The sequence below is a fragment of the Candidatus Marimicrobium litorale genome (assembly GCF_026262645.1).
GTDB classification, from domain to species: domain Bacteria; phylum Pseudomonadota; class Gammaproteobacteria; order Pseudomonadales; family Halieaceae; genus Marimicrobium; species Marimicrobium litorale.
The window spans coordinates 1,567,990-1,583,369 of sequence record NZ_SHNO01000001.1 but is presented as its reverse complement, the minus strand read 5'-3'; the positions used below and the strand labels follow the sequence as shown (position 1 = coordinate 1,583,369).

Annotated in this window: 13 protein-coding genes; 12 read left to right on the top strand and 1 reads right to left on the bottom strand. The window is 55.7% G+C overall.

The window, feature by feature from the left end; genetic code table 11:
* The 4 genes from EYC82_RS07070 (at position 1) to EYC82_RS07055 (ending at position 5,618) form a co-directional block, all read left to right on the top strand.
* Entirely contained in the window at positions 1 to 762 is a 762-nt protein-coding gene (locus EYC82_RS07070) for an SDR family NAD(P)-dependent oxidoreductase (protein ID WP_279248838.1), read from the top strand.
* Positions 759 to 2,471: a class I adenylate-forming enzyme family protein gene (locus EYC82_RS07065; protein ID WP_279248837.1), complete on the top strand. Its 1,713-nt coding sequence runs from the start codon at positions 759 to 761 to the stop codon at positions 2,469 to 2,471. Before EYC82_RS07070 ends, EYC82_RS07065 begins: the two co-directional genes overlap by 4 nt.
* Entirely contained in the window at positions 2,468 to 4,099 is a 1,632-nt protein-coding gene (locus tag EYC82_RS07060; protein ID WP_279248836.1) for an outer membrane protein assembly factor BamB family protein, read from the top strand. Before EYC82_RS07065 ends, EYC82_RS07060 begins: the two co-directional genes overlap by 4 nt.
* Before the next feature lie 61 nt (positions 4,100 to 4,160).
* Positions 4,161 to 5,618, top strand: coding sequence for a flavin-containing monooxygenase (locus EYC82_RS07055; protein WP_279248835.1), 1,458 nt, complete (start codon positions 4,161 to 4,163; stop codon positions 5,616 to 5,618).
* Between the two features lie 5 nt (positions 5,619 to 5,623).
* On the opposite strand, the gene EYC82_RS07050 is transcribed toward EYC82_RS07055, so the two are convergent.
* Positions 5,624 to 6,865: a DUF1214 domain-containing protein gene (locus tag EYC82_RS07050; protein WP_279248834.1), complete on the bottom strand. Its 1,242-nt coding sequence runs from the start codon at positions 6,863 to 6,865 to the stop codon at positions 5,624 to 5,626.
* Positions 6,866 to 7,106: 241 nt separating this feature from the next.
* Between EYC82_RS07050 and EYC82_RS07045 the strand changes: the two genes are divergently transcribed.
* From EYC82_RS07045 to EYC82_RS07010, 8 genes are all read left to right on the top strand, one after another.
* A complete protein-coding gene (locus tag EYC82_RS07045) occupies positions 7,107 to 8,246 on the top strand; it encodes a sulfotransferase family protein (protein WP_279248833.1) in 1,140 nt (379 codons plus the stop codon).
* Between the two features lie 38 nt (positions 8,247 to 8,284).
* Complete coding sequence (locus EYC82_RS07040) at positions 8,285 to 9,172, top strand: class I SAM-dependent methyltransferase (RefSeq protein WP_279248832.1); 888 nt, start codon at positions 8,285 to 8,287, stop codon at positions 9,170 to 9,172.
* Positions 9,169 to 10,179, top strand: coding sequence for an alpha/beta hydrolase (locus tag EYC82_RS07035; RefSeq protein ID WP_279248831.1), 1,011 nt, complete (start codon positions 9,169 to 9,171; stop codon positions 10,177 to 10,179). The genes EYC82_RS07040 and EYC82_RS07035 overlap by 4 nt, the downstream gene beginning before the upstream one ends.
* A 132-nt stretch (positions 10,180 to 10,311) precedes the next feature.
* Entirely contained in the window at positions 10,312 to 10,908 is a 597-nt protein-coding gene (locus EYC82_RS07030; RefSeq protein WP_279248830.1) for a TetR/AcrR family transcriptional regulator, read from the top strand.
* 190 nt (positions 10,909 to 11,098) lie between these two features.
* The gene (locus EYC82_RS07025) at positions 11,099 to 11,953 is read left to right on the top strand and encodes a type 1 glutamine amidotransferase domain-containing protein (protein ID WP_279248829.1); all 855 of its coding nucleotides are present in this window, start codon (positions 11,099 to 11,101) and stop codon (positions 11,951 to 11,953) included.
* Between the two features lie 57 nt (positions 11,954 to 12,010).
* Positions 12,011 to 12,385 carry a hypothetical protein gene (locus EYC82_RS07020; protein ID WP_279248828.1) on the top strand — a complete coding sequence of 125 codons (375 nt, stop codon included), beginning with the start codon at positions 12,011 to 12,013 and terminating at the stop codon, positions 12,383 to 12,385.
* Positions 12,386 to 12,403: 18 nt separating this feature from the next.
* A complete protein-coding gene (locus EYC82_RS07015) occupies positions 12,404 to 14,194 on the top strand; it encodes an arylsulfatase (RefSeq protein WP_279248827.1) in 1,791 nt (596 codons plus the stop codon).
* 4 nt (positions 14,195 to 14,198) lie between these two features.
* On the top strand, positions 14,199 to 15,338 hold the full coding sequence (locus EYC82_RS07010; protein ID WP_279248826.1) for a glutathione S-transferase N-terminal domain-containing protein: 1,140 nt from the start codon (positions 14,199 to 14,201) through the stop codon (positions 15,336 to 15,338).
* Positions 15,339 to 15,380: the final 42 nt, after the last annotated feature.

Here is a 15,380-nt window from a genome sequence, read left to right as displayed (position 1 = left end):
TTGGCGGATCAATTCGATGTAACAGACAAGGTTGTCATGATTACCGGCGGCAGCAGAGGGCTGGGCAAGGCAATGAGTCACGCCTTCGCTGCGGGTGGCGCCAAAGTGGTGGTCGCCAGTCGCAAGATTGCAGAATGCGAGCGCTTGGCGAGTGAATTGATCGAACTGGGCAGTGATGCCATGGCGATCGCTTGCCACGTAGGTCACTGGGATGACCTTGAGGCAGTGGTGGATCGTGTAATCGAGAAATATGGTCGTATCGATGTATTAGTCAATAACGCGGGCATGTCTCCCGTGGCGCCATCCCTATTGGAAACAAGCGAGGCCCTGTTCGATAAAATAATCGACGTCAACCTGAAGGGACCGACTCGACTCACCGCTCTCGTGGCGACAAAAATGAGTGAGACCGGCGGCGGCTCCATTATCAACATCAGCTCCGTCGCGTCATACAGGCCCTCGCCTTTAACAACGGTTTACAGCGCTGCCAAGGCGGGGTTGAATGCCTTGACCGCGGCCTCGGCGCAGGAGTATGCATCAATGGGCGTTCGTATTAATTGCGTGGTTTGCGGCACCTTCGACACGGATGCTGCCTCAGGCATGATTAACAATCCAGAGATACTGCCCCATATCCTTGACCCTGTTGCCTTGAAGCGAATTGGTGATCCCGAGGAAATTGTGGGGGCGGTGGTGTATTTTGCGTCAGCTGCGTCCAGCTACACCACGGGTGCTTGCCTCACCATAGATGGAGGAGTGAGACCATGATTGCTACCACAGTTACCATGGACGACGTATTGGCCAAGCGTGCGGAACTGATCGGACCGGGCGGTTTCTTTGAGCTGGAAGAGAAAGATGTTGATGGTCACCCCTACAAGATTTACAAGCACGCTCCTGCCACTTCAATAGAGATCTTGCAGAATGCTCGCGGGCATGGTGATGCTGAGTGGATTGTCTACGAGGGCCGGCGCTACACCTATAACCGTTTTTTCTGTGAGGTGGATGCCTGCGCCGCTGCATTGCAGCGGTCTGGAATTGTTGCCGGTGATCGAGTTGCGATTGCGATGCGCAACAATCCCGAATGGGCCATCGCATTTGCCGCGGCTACACTGTCCGGCGCGACAGTGGTGCCCGTGAACAGTTGGGGTAAGACAGAGGAACTCGCCTATGCCCTGAAGGATTCCGGTAGCAGAATGCTGATATGCGACGCGCCGCGGTGGCGTTTGCTGGACAGTGTGCGTAACGATTTGGACATCGACATCGTAGTGGTACCTGACGACCGAGACCATCGGGCCGGGGAGCGCGTTGTAGAGTGGGAGGCGTACGTCGACGAAGGTCGCGGTCTCGATTTTCACGTGGCTGAACCCGACCCTCTGGACCTATGCCTTATTCTGTACACATCCGGGAGTACAGGGTATCCGAAGGGTGTCGCGCACAGGCATATTGCGGTGTGCCAATCTGTGTTCAACATGATGTACCTTGGCATGCTGGTCATATCGCTGGAAGGGGCGCGTGAATTCAAGGGCGGTGCCACGGTAGAAACTCCACTGCTTACGGTGCCCCTGTTTCATGCCACCGGTTTGTTGAGTGGACTGCACCTGCCGATCATGACGGGCCAAAAAGTGGTCATGATGTACAAGTGGGACACGATGAAGGCGCTGCAACTGATACAGGCCGAAAAAGTCACCAGCCTGAGCAGCGTCCCGGCCATCGTCCAGGATTTGCTCGCTAATCCGGCCTTTGACGATTTTGAGACAGGCTCCCTTATTCGTGTCACGGGAGCGGGAGCCGCTACTCCAGCGGGAATGCCGGAGTTGATTAAAGAGAAATGCGGCAACCCGAGTCGTTCCGCAGGCTACGGGATGACGGAAACGCTGGCGGTGGGCAGCACGATGAGCGGTTGTATTTATGATATGAAGCCCGATGCATCCGGGCTGATATCGCCCATCATGGACATGCGTATGGTGGACGCAAGCGGCGTGACGTTGCGTTCTGGCCAACCCGGTGAAATAGAGCTTTCCGGTATTACCTGTACGCCAGGTTATTGGCAGAAGCCTGATGCCAATGCAGCGACTTTTGTTGACCAGCGCTGGATGAAATCCGGTGATATTGGTTACATAGATGATGACGGATTTCTGCATATCACCGGCCGCATAAAGGAAATTGTGATCAGGGGCGGAGAAAATATTTATCCCGGAGAAATTGAGAGTGCCGCATTCGGAATGGATGAAGTGCACGAGTGCGTTGTGTTCGGTGAGCCAGATGACGCCATGGGCGAAGAACTTGTGATGGTTATTTTCATTACACCCGGGCATTCGCTGCAGGAACAAGACCTGAGGAACTTCCTTGGAGAACGTATAGCGGGCTACAAAGTGCCTCGCACAATTCGTGTGGCGAAAACGCCTCTGCCCCGCAATGCCAGCGAAAAATTACACAAACTCAAGGTGAAGGAAGCCTATCTCGCGGGTGCCTATTGAACAGTAAGTTTTGGAATACCATGATGCACTGGATAAAAATACTCCTGCTGGCGCCTTTGATCGCGATAGCCAACCCAACACTTGCAGCTAACTGTGCGCCGGGGAGTGTGGGCATAGATACAAACAGCGTAATCAGCGGTTGGAGTGCCGGCCCCGGTAATCTTCGTTATACGCCACCATCGGATGCGGGCCCGACGCCAAGCTCAATTTCGGATTGGAGCCCGGCCTGGGTGTTTGCGCTGCCAGATACGGACGCGCCCAGATCACAGCCCGCAGTAACACGCGATACAGTCTTTATCGCCGATGGCGACGGCGGCGTTTACGCGCTGGACCGGCAAACAGCCTGCGAAAAGTGGCGTTTCGATGCAGGCAGCATGGTGCGCACAGCAATGCGTTTGGTGCACACGGGTGATACCGCGCTACTCACTTTTGGCACATTGGATGCAGACCTTATCGCACTTGATCCCGAAACAGGATCAGAGGTCTGGCGCACACGTGTGTCTGATCACCCCCGCGCTATGATCTCCGGTTCCACTGCCGAGCACGATGGCGTGCTTTATCAGGGCGTCTCCTCATGGGAGGTATTTTGGGCGGCGAATCCTTTTTACGCCTGTTGTACATTTCGGGGCGGGTTAGTCGCCGTTGATGCCGCTACAGGGGCGCTCTTGTGGCAAGCTCACACTATCGAGGAAGAGCCGCGAGTCACTCAATCACGCGTGTTGTTGCCGGATCATAAGGGCCCTTCCGGAGCGCCGGTCTGGTCGCACCCTGCTATCGATCCCGAACGCCGCCGCCTGTATGTCGGAACCGGTGAAAATTACTCCACGCCTGCCACCGATAGCAGTGATGCCATCCTCGCATTTGATCTGGATACCGGTAAGCGCATCTGGACGCGGCAGTTCACCGCGAGTGATGCCTGGAACGTAGCATGCGTGATTCCCGGCCATCATAATTGTCCGGAGGAAAACGGCGGTGACCTGGATTTCGGTGCGCCGCCCATACTGACCTCCCTGGGAGATGTGGACTACCTGCTGGCCGGACAGAAAACCGGCCTCGTGGTTGCGCTTGATCCTGCAACGGGCGCGACGCATTGGAGTAGGACACTGGGCGGCGGCGGCAAGGCCGGTGGCGTGCACTTCGGAATGGCGGCAGACCCGGAGCGTGGTTTGCTGTACGTGCCGATCAGCGACCGGGATGTCGGTGTGTTGTTGGGTGATAGCGGAAGTGGCGCACCGCAGCCTTCACTGCACGCACTGGATATAGCGACGGGCGAGACACGTTGGGCAGTCGATTCACCCGCAGATTGCCTGGCTCCGGATGGTGAAGGCACCGTGGAGGGATGTTATCGAGGCTTCTCCGCGCCGGTTACTGTCGTGGGTGATATCGTCTTTGCCCCTACATTGGACGGCGTCTTGCGCGCATTTCATGCTGACAGCGGAGACCAAATATGGACATTCGATACCGCTCGACAATTTTCAGCGGTCAATGGGGGCTATGCCGAGGGTGGCGCAATAGATTTGGGGGGAGTGTACGTTGCCGGCGATGAAATATACCTCAATTCGGGGTATGGATTGGTCGATCAGATTCCCGGCAATGCCTTCATTCAGTTTCGTCCGGAGGAGCAATGACAGCAATTATGTTGCGATACCTGCCCCGCCGGTTTGATAAAAACGCGAGGCAGTCTATTTCATGAGCGACAAGTCAGGATTACGAATTGGAATCATTGGTGCGGGCCCCGCCGGTATTGCGGCTGGCCATGCGCTGCTGGAACAGGGTTTCGATAACTTCACGATTTTTGAAAAATCTGATGCTGCTGGTGGCACTTGGCACCTGCATAGCTATCCCGGGCTGGCGTGCGACCTGTGGGCGCACATCTATTCCTTCTCCTACCGCCCCAACCCCAACTGGTCGGCCAATTTCGTGGAGCAGCCCGAGATAGAGGCTTACCTTCAGCAGTGTGTTCGCGAGTTTGGGTTGGAACCGCGTCTTGCTCTCAATACCAATATTGCCTCGGCGCGATATCAGGGCGATGGCACCTGGTTATTGACAACCGCGAAGCACGAGACCCACGTCATGGATGTTTTGATTAACGCCATGGGCGGGCAGCATACGGCCATTTTTCCCGAGGTGGATGGCATTGAAAGTTTTAATGGAGATTACTGGCACTCGACGTATTGGAATCATGAAGTCCCCCTTGAGGGTAAGCGCGTAGTCATCGTCGGTTCCGCCGCGGCAGCAGTGCAAATTGTGCCGAAGGTGGCGGAGCAAGCCGGTCACCTCACGGTGCTGCAGCGCACACCCAACTGGATTATGCCGCGCAATCACAAGCTGTACTCTCCGTTTCTTAAAAGCGCATTTCACCGGTTTCCGCGTTTCCTGCAGCTTTGGCAAAAAGGTCAGGCGTTAATGATGGGCGTCGTGCTTGAGGGTGTGACCCTCAATCACAAGCGTATGGAACAGTTTGAGGCCCGTGTGCATAAGTTTATTGGGGAGAGCATTGATGATCCCGCGGTGCAAACAGCGGTCACGCCAAGCGATCACTATGGTTGCAAGCGGGGGTTGGTGTCCGATGAGTACTATCCAACGCTTAATCGCGACAATGTGACGCTGGTTGCAGAGGGTCTGAAGCGGGTTGATGCCAAGGGCATCGTGACGGAAAGTGGGCGCGAGATCGAGGCGGACGTCATCATCTATTGCACCGGTTACTCGGTTCTCGACTTTAACCGTATCGATGTTGTGGGTAGGGACGACAGGCATCTTGCAGAGGAGATGGTGCGGGAACCGATCGCCTACAAGGGTATTGCCAGCCCCGGATTCCCCAACTATTTTTTTGCTGCCGGGCCAAATGGGCTAGCTATTAATGCATCCTATTTCAGAAACATAGAGTGCAACGTCAGCACTATCGTCCGCTTACTCGAGGAAAAACAGGCGGCGGGATTGAGTGCCATAGAGGTCAGGGCCGATGTTGTGAGGGATTACAACAAAGAGTTGTCAGATCGCTATGAGACGTATTCCTGGGGTGCCTCCAGCTGCCACAGCTACTACCGCACAGAAACAGGCCATGCGCCGTTCCTGTTTCCCGGTGGTTACAAAGAGTATCTCGCTCTTCACGGGACCTCTTCGCTGAGCGATTTTCAACCAGCCTAAGCTAATTAGCGCGGCGCGGCCGACCCTGTGACTTGTGCAAGTGACGACAGTTTTACCAGTTCCAGTTCAGGCATGGGGACGTCGGCGTGGTCTACGTCAAGCCAGCGCAGTGTGAGGAAGCCGAAGGCATGGCCGCTGGTATCCAGCCAGTTGGGGTGTCCCGTGTCCTGATGAGACACCAGAAATTCTACGGAACCATCTGGGCTTGGTGTGACGTCTGCGAGCGTGCGAGAGGTAGGCCGCGAGAGATAGTCGTAAATTTCGTGCCAGCGGGTCTCCAGTGTCAGGTTCCAGTATCGCGTTGCTGGCGGCTGAACCCTAATCATCAGAGCCTCATCAGGCTCTAACTGAAAACTGCCAAGCATATACAGGTTGTCTGAGGCGGCGATATCCTTCCCCAGTCTCTCGGGTGTGGCGCGGATAAATGTGTTGGTTGTCTCCATTAATTCAGGCAACACTGTGCGGTGTAAGTTGGTGAGGACAAAAAAAGCAAAGCTGGTGCCGGTTATAGCATCGGCTATGGTCTTGTCGCTGGGGGGCTGGTAGGGCGGGTTACCCCCTTCCACCTCGATATCCAGCTGCGGCAATCGCTCTGTATCCCGGTCGGCTATGTAGGCTCGGACCAGAATGGCGGAGGTATCCTTCGGTATCTGCAACCAGTCAGAGGCTTTGTTGTCTGCATTGGGTTTGGATTTGTGCAGCAGCAGGGTGAAATTGCCGTCTTCGTCGGTGGTCAAATCCTTCTCATTGACATAGCCCACCTGCCTGCGACGCTCCATGCCCTGGCCGGCGTTTATTGTAAAACTCAGGTGCTGAACCGTGCCCAGATTGCCTGTGATACGATAATCGTTGCTGCCGTCTATGGCGGCGAGGTAGTACTCTGCGTCAGGGTTGTCGCCGCCTGCTTTACGCACCCAGGTATCCATGCGCTGGAAGCGGGGCGCATTGGGATTGGCGTCTGCGATGATGTGCGTACTCATGGCTGCCACGCGCAGCAGCCAGCGCATACCTTCTATTGCCTCCTGCTTACTTCGCGCGTCTGTGAGCACCATCTCGCGTGCACCATCGACGCTTGATTGAAAATCAAGCAGCGCCTGATGCGACGCTAATGCAGTGTAATCGTGCTCGTTTTCCCCAGCTGCTAGGTTGCTCAATGCAGTGATCAGCCCTGCGCCTCGCGGCAACTGGTAGCCGGCATACAATCCGATAGCGATACAGGCGAGTGCAATAAGGCTGGATCGAAGCATGATTTCTCCTGAAAAGGGACTGGTTGCTGAGGTGAATGTCGAGGTGCAGCGAAAAAAATTATTGATCGCTTGCCTTCCCCTGCGTGGTGTCAGTATAACAGGTTAGGAAATTTAACAGGTATGCCATTCACTTATGCTCACTGCACCCACTCTGCCAATGTGGTTACGAGCCGGAAATAATTTTCTTGGCGCGCTGCATCCACTAGGCTTTCAAAGATATAGCCTGAGTAAGGTTAGGCTGTTGGATGAGGCTAGAAAAAAAACTGGCCTGGAGGATTTTGGCGACCCCGGATTCGAAGAGGGTCTCGACCGTCTACTCGATTCATTGGAGACCGAAGCGCAGCTCACCGCTCTCGGGCGAGTAATAGCGGGGGAAGAAATTCTGACTCCGCTGGTCAATAGGCTTCACCTTATAGATCATCATAAGCGTTATCCCGATATTGGTCAGGCAGACATCGCTGCGCCTATTTTCATCATTGGCATGGGGCGCAGTGGCACTACCGTGCTGCACGAATTGCTTGCATTGGATCCGCAGTTTCGGGTTACCCAGACATGGGAAGTGGACTATCCCTTTCCGCCGCCGGAAACAGCCAGCTACAAGAGCGATCCGCGTATCGCCGATGTGCAGAAAAGGTTGAACAGGACTGATGTGGTGCTGCCGGACTTCAAGCGCATTCATCGCCTCGGTGCCACTCTTCCCCAAGAATGTGTGCGGTTTACAACGGGGGAGTTCCTCAGTCTGATTTTCTGGACGAACTATGATGTGCCTTCCTATTCGAGGTGGCTCAAGGATGAGGCGGATATGGCGCCAGCCTATCAATATCATCGTCGCTTCCTGCAGATGCTGCAATGGAAGCACCCTCGCAGCCCCTGGGTGCTCAAATCGCCCGCACACCTCTGGTCTCTGGATACGTTGCTTGCAGAGTATCCGGATGCTCGTTTTATCCAGACTCATCGCGATCCTTTGCGAATGCTGGCGTCACTGTCAAGCCTCGTCACTCACCTGAGAAAAATGTCGAGCAACCGTGTCGATGGCTTGCAGATTGCGCGCGAGTGGGCCGAGTGGAATGCGCTGGGCTTGAATGCATCAGCGGAATTCCGGCGCAGGGGTGTTATTTCGCAGGACAATATTATCGATATCGATTTCTACGGATTTATGGATAACCCGATCGTCGAAGTGCAGAAAATCTACGCAGCTTTTGATTTGTCATTCTCGGAGCACACACGCGATGCGATGCAAGCATACCTCGCAGTGCACAGCGCAACACAGCATGGTAGTCACGGCTACAGCTTTGCTGATACGGGGCTGGATATTGAAGAGGAGCGGAACCGACTGGCGCCTTACCAAAACTTCTTCAATACACGCATGGAGGTGACTTGAGTGGCGGTCTACTGCGTCAGTAATCCGGGCGCGCATTAATGGCCAAGACTGGCTCGAAGAGGATGCCGGGTACAGCTGAGGGAGCGGCGCTCGCTCGGGCTTTGCATACACGCGATTCGGACGCGCCTGTGTTGTTCGATGACTGGGCCATACATCTACTCGCTGTGGAGGACCGGGAAAAGGTACTGCAAGGAGAACCGACAGAGACGATGGCCGCAATGGGCGACTTCGACACATCGCCAATATTTGCTGTCAATGTGGGTTGTTTGCGCTATGCGGAAGACGAGATTGATCAATGTTTGGCAAGCGGCAGTGCCCAGTACCTTGTTCTTGGCGCGGGACTCGATACGTTTGCCCTGCGTCGTAACGACCTTCAGGGAAAAGTCGCTGTCTATGAGGTAGACCACCCAGATGTTCAGGCCTTAAAAATTGAACGCATTCGGGCTGCCGGTAGAGTGCCCGCCACGATGCCTGTATTCGTCGCAGTGGATTTTGAAACCACGGGGCTCAATGACGCGCTGGGAGAGGTTGGTTTTGATAAAACGGCACTTTCAGTCGCGACGTGGCTTAACACGACGCACTACCTCTCCGTCGAGGCGATAGATGTAACACTCAGTGACCTCGCTACTGTGCTGGCGCCTGGCAGCCGTTTGATTCTGAATTACGCTCCCGATGTGGCGCTCTCGGAAGACCAGATTGAGTTTGTGACACGTCTTTTATCACTCACGGACGCAGCGGGCGAACCGCTCGTAAGTCGTTTTACGCCGCAAGCCTTTGAGCAGTTGTTGCAGTCACGGGGTTTCAATGTGATCGAACACGCCGATGAGGCGGAGCTCACGCAGCGTTATTTTAAAGACCGCAACGACGGGCTTTATCCGGGCCTGCCGCTGCGCATTATCATCGCCGAGCGGAGTCGGGACGCATGATCGAAATATTGCTTGTGGTGTTTGTCGTGTTAGTGGTCATTGCTGCCTGGATTTACTCCTGGACATTCACGGCGCATGGCCGAATAGAATTTCTGCCCGCGCTCATCTGTCGTGCTGCTGCGCTGGCCTCGCGCTATGGTAGCCCGGTCACTTACAGTGAGAGTGACCGCGCTTCTGCCAATGCCTCGACGGTCAGGTTGATGAATTTGCCTGCTACGCCGGGCGTAATAGTAGAGGACGACCAGCTGGAACTGCCCGATCGAACGCTGCAGCTGCGTTGGTATCGGCCGGAAAATGTCGAGAACTGTCCGGTGGTGCTTAACATTCACGGCGGTGCATGGTGGATGGGAAATGACTTTATCGATGATGCAGTGATGCGGCATCTGTGCCATGAGAGTGGTTCAATAGTGCTTTCAGTTGATTATCGGTTGGCGCCTGAGCACGTTTACCCCGCCGCGTTGGAAGACTGCTACCAGTCACTGCTCTATTTAATAGAGCAGTCGCCTTCCCGGGGCGGAGACGCGGCGCGTCTGGTCCTGCATGGCACCAGTGCAGGCGGCGGCCTTGCCGCCGGTGTTTGTCTGCTCAGCTTACAGCGGGGTGGTCCGGCCATCAGCATGCAGGCCCTGGTCGTGCCGGTAACCGACTTGTCCGGACAGCGCTCCGGTGAGTCACTGCAGGATTTCGCGAGCGGTTACGTGCTGACCGCAAGTGATCTCTCGGACATGATTGACAACTACCTGCCTGACGTTGCGGCTCGCCTGCAGCCTCTGGCAAGCCCGGCCTATGCCGAGAACCTGCATGAGTTTCCCCCTGCATTTGTAGCGACCGCGCAGTTCGACCCGTTGAGAGACCAGGGTGAGGATTTTGCGGACGCGCTTAAGGCGGCAGGAGTGCAGGTAGTGTCCAATGGTTATCCCGGGACCATTCACGGTTTTTTTGGGAGTAAAAACGTGTTGCGGCAGTGTATTAGTGATACTGCTCAGGCGATACGTGTGATGGTTTGAGGAAGTAAAGTGTTGCGCTTCATTGTTCCCCGGGGCGATATTTTTCCAGTGCAATGCCGCAATATACTAAATTAACACAAAATATGTCAAAATATCGGTCGCATCTCACGGAATTGCTATCAGGGTAGGCCAGTGCCAAAAGAAAAAGAAGCAGTAGATGGTCGTCGCGCTCGCACCGAACGCAGCAAACAGGAGATCATTGAAGCAACTCTGTCGCTGATGGAGGAGGGTGTTCTCATACCGACCGCGCAGCAGATTTCTGATCGCGCGGGAGTGAATATACGGTCTTTTTTTCGGCACTATGATGACATGGAAACCCTGTTTGCCACGATTGATGAACACATTCGCGGTTCAACCGAGGCGCTCTTCCTGGGTGGCGATCGTGACGGGTCTGTCGAGGAGCGCATCCTTCATGCGGTGGAGCAACGCGCCAATGGGTATGAAGAGCGCAGTAATATGATTCTCTCCACGGCTGCCCAGCTGTGGCGATCAAAGACTCTGCGTCAAAACTATGCCCGCTACCAGCGTGGTCTGCGCAAGGATCTGTCTGACTGGCTGCCCGAGCTGGAGCAGCTGACCCGAGGCCAGCGCGAAGCCGTGGATGCGATCGCCTCCTTCGAGATGTGGCATCGGCTGCGCTATCATCAGGGGTTGGACAGGACGATGGCGGTTGATGTGATGGTCGATGTGCTGCATGCAGTCATTCGAGATAAGACTGGCCGCCAATGATCTATCGTCGACACGCGCATGTCGCGATAATGTGTGGCGAATAATCGCGTTAACTGTGTGTCGTTGCCATGTTAACAATGGTGCAAAGGGGGTGCAGCTGCGCTTGACAGGCTCCTCAATATAATGACACTATTTATGTCAATTTGCTGTGTTTGGCGCTCAGCGTACTCTCTTACTCGGAAAACACTCAATGAAAAAGCTCTTCACTGCGTTTGTTGTGATTATTACTATCGCCGGCATTACGCTGCTTGCCTTGCCCACGATACTGCACAAGGCAGGACTGCACCCGGAATACAACGGGCCGACGACCAAGCTGCCGGGCATGCGAGCCCTGATCGTCACTACCAGTCACGATGTGCTGGCGGCGCCAGGGGAAACCGAGGGTCCGGCTACCGGGGTGATGGCCTCTGAGTTTACCCACCCTTACTATACGTTTCTTGACGGTGGCATGGAGGTAGACATCGCCAGTATCGAGGGCGGACAAATCCCCATTGACCCTGGGACTCTAAGGTTCCCGGTCAAGTCGCCGGAAGACGAGCGCTACCTGAATGACCCCGTTGCTCAGGCCAAGGTGAAAAATTCTATTCCTATTGCCGATGTGGATATCGAACAGTACGACATTGTGTTCCTTTCAGGTGGCTGGGGGGCAGCCTACGATCTGGCGCAATCTCCCGCATTGGCGCAGAAGGTGAGCGAGTCTTACTACGGTGACAAGGAGGCTGTGATCGGCGGTGTTTGCCATGGCGTGCTGGGGCTGGTGAACGCGCGTGCCCGCGATGGCGAACTGTTGATCGCGGGGCGTCGCATGACCGGAGTCACTGACAAGCAGATCAAGGAGCTTGGCATCGAGATGACACCGCTGCACCCTGAGACGGCGCTGCGTGAAGCGGGCGTCGTATTTGAAAATCAGAGTGCATTCAGGGATATTTTTGCCACTCACGTTACCGTCGACGACGAGGAGCGCTTTGTCACGGGCCAGAACCAGAATTCCGGCCTCGAGACCTCAAATGTCATGATGCAGGTATTGGCAGCGCGGACTGAATAGCCGACAGGTGACGATCAAGCGCGCAGGGCGGCCAACCCCGAAGAAAGTGAGGTGACTATGAACAGGATACTTGGGCTGCTGGTGCTTTTGCCGGCCATCTTCTTTGTTGTCACCGGCGTGCGCTGGCTAGTCGCACCCGCGGGCATCGCCCCTGAGTTCGGTCTCGCGCTCGGCGAGGGGCTTGGTCTGAGCTCGCAGGTGGGGGACATGTCGGGTTTTTTCCTGACTCTCGGGATCTGCATGCTGGCTGCATTAGTGAGTGGCCGTCGCACCTGGTATTACCCCGCGGTCCTGCTGCTGTCGCTAACGGCCATGGGACGGGTAGTCGCCTGGCTGTTGCATGATGCCGCGCTGGCACCGCAGATCGTTGTAGAGATTCTGGTCGCAGTGATTCTCGTGATTGCCTCGCGGCGCTTGGCTCGGGAATTGTGACGCGTGTTTTCCGGGTCAATGTTACGCGCACTTCTGGCTGCCCCGCTTCTTTTTTCGTCCTGTGGGGGGCACGCCGAGGATCTTGAGATCGCTGGGGCACAGGTAAGCGTAGCTCAAGAGCGGCCCAATATTGTTCTTGTGCTGGCCGATGATCTGGGTTTTACCGACCTTGGATCCTATGGCAGTGAGATTGACACGCCTACGCTCGATGCTCTGGCGCTGGAAGGCGTACGATTTACCAATTACCACACGGCAGCGAACTGCGCGCCGGCCCGCGCCATGTTGCTTACTGGAGTGGATGCCCATATTGCCGGTGTCCCGAATATTCCTGAAATGCTGGCACCTGAGCAACGCCGTCACAGCCACTACCAGGGTGTGCTCGGGAACAATGTAGTGACGGTGGCGACCCTGCTGGAAGGGGCCGGCTATCACACCTACATGGCGGGTAAATGGCACCTGGGGGTAGGTGACGGGCAACTGCCCAGTGAGCGCGGTTTCCAGCGCACAGTGGCGCTGGCCGACTCTGGGGCGGACAATTGGGAACAGCGGCCTTACATTCCGATCTACGACAGCGCCAACTGGTACGCCGACGGCAAGGAGTATCAGCTACCCGAGGATTTTTACTCCTCCCGATTCCTGGTGGACAAAACCATAGCGTTTATCGATAGCAACATCGATGACGGTATGCCTTTTTTCGCCTATCTGCCATTTCAGGCGGTGCACATACCGGTTCAGGCACCACAGGAGTTTATAGATCGCTACATGGGAGTCTATGACAGCGGTTGGCATGCGTTGCGTGAACAACGTTATGCGCAAGCGACAGAACGGGGTATTGTGCCCGCCGGCATCGATATGACCCGTATGTCGACCACAGGAGACTGGGACGCACTGGATGCTACTCAGCGGCGCTACGAGGCCAAGCGTATGGCGGTTTACGCTGCGATGGTCGAGGCGATGGACTTTCACATTGGCCGGCTTGTCAGCTATCTCAAGGCGGAGGGAAAATACGACAACACGCTTTTCATCTTTACCTCTGATAATGGCGCTGAGGCCAGCGGCCCGGCGGACCCACAGGATTTTGCGACGCGCAGGATAACCTCTTCTTTGGGTTATCAAACCGAGTATGACAGTCTGGGCCTGAGGGGAAGTTACAATACGATTCACCCGGCTTTTGCCAGTGCCGCGGCCAGTCCGTTGGCCTACTACAAATTTTATGCGGGGGAGGGTGGCATGCGCGTCCCGCTGATTATAGCGGGTGAGCCGCTACCGGAAGAGGGCGTTCTCACTAACGTGTTCTCCTATGTGACCGACATTACGCCGACCATCCTGTCTTTTGCAGGGGTGAAACCGCCGGGTGAGCGCTATGCCGGCCGGCGTGTAGAACCGATTATTGGCCATAGCCTGATGCCTCTCCTGCTGGGAGAGGCCGATGTTGTCTACCGCCCCGATGAGTCGGTGGGCTATGAACTCGCCGGCCATGCGGCCTTGTTCCAGGGCGATTACAAAATTGTCTACAACCGCGGGCCGCTGGGCGATGATCAGTGGCGCCTGTTTAATATCGTGCAGGATCCGGGAGAGAGTCGTGACCTGGCCGGTGACATGCCCCAACGCTTACAGCGGATGCTCTCGGCCTATGAGCGATATACCCGGGAAAACGGGGTGTTGCCGATTCCACCAGGCTACGACCATCGTAAGCAAGCGGTACTGAATATGCTGCACGCGGATTTGCAAACGCCCTTGCTGGTCGTGCTTTTAACAATACTGTTTATTTTGCCGTTCTACGTTGCTTTCCGAATGAAGAGGACCTGACTTGATGCCCAAGCCGCACACGCTGTATGCCATCACGCATTCGCTTTACTCGGGAAGGGCTCGCGCCTACCTGATCAAACATGGCATTGCATTCCGGGAGTTGTCTACGGGCCATGAGAGTTTCAAAGCCGAGGTGTTACCCAAGAGCGAGTTGCCGACTATCCCGACACTGGTAACGCCACAAGGCGAGGTTATTCGTGACGGCGCTGCCATCATCGAGCACTTTGAGGCGGCGAACAATCGCTCCTGTCGTCCCCCCGGGCCGCGGCAACAGATAATAAGCGCTCTGTTTGACGTGATCGGTACTGATGGCTTGCTGCGTCCCGCCATGCACTATCGTTGGAATTTTCCCGAGGATAATCTCGAATTCCTGCGTTACCACTTTTTTTATTCGCAGCGAGATACGCCGAGGCGAGAGGAAAGAACCGAGCAGATGATGGATCGTATGCGCTATGCGGCCATGATATTTGGTGTCACCGACCAGACCAGCGCCGGGGTAGAGGCACTGTATCTCGAATACCTTGATGCATTGAATACACATTTTGAGCAGTACCCTTACCTGCTGGGTTGGCGCCCCTGTATCGGCGATTTTGGTCTACTCGCACCGATGTATGCCCATCTTGGCCGCGATCCGTACCCTGCGAAAATTATGCAACAACGTGCCACGCGGGTATTTCGTTGGGTAGAACGCATGAATCGTGCAGATCAGGATGCTCCCGAGTATTTCAACGCCGGCACGGAGTTCCTGTCCGCAGATGAGGTGCCAGAGACGCTGGTGGCCGTGCTCAAGGTGTTGGCTAAAGACTTTGTCCCGGAGACGCTGGCGGCCGCCGATCGGATTAATGCATGGCTGGCGGAAAATCAGCCCGATGCTGGCTCTTCGGCGGTTGGGCGATTGGGGCAGGCGATTGGCACCGCCAAGTTTACCGCCTGCGGTGATACGATCGAAGCGCTTGCGCAGCCCCATCGGTTTTACCTGTTGCAACGTGTGCAGGATACCTACCGTGCCCTGGCAACCGAAGAAAAATCCGGGGTGGACGCGTTGCTCGAGACCTGCGGCATGTCGGCACTTCTTACCGCTGAGTTGGACAGGCGAGTAGTTCGGTCGGGCAACCTTGAAGTCTGGGCAGAAAAGCCGGCATAAAAAAGGGCATAGGCCAGAAGCGCAATGCCCGAAAGGTAAGAG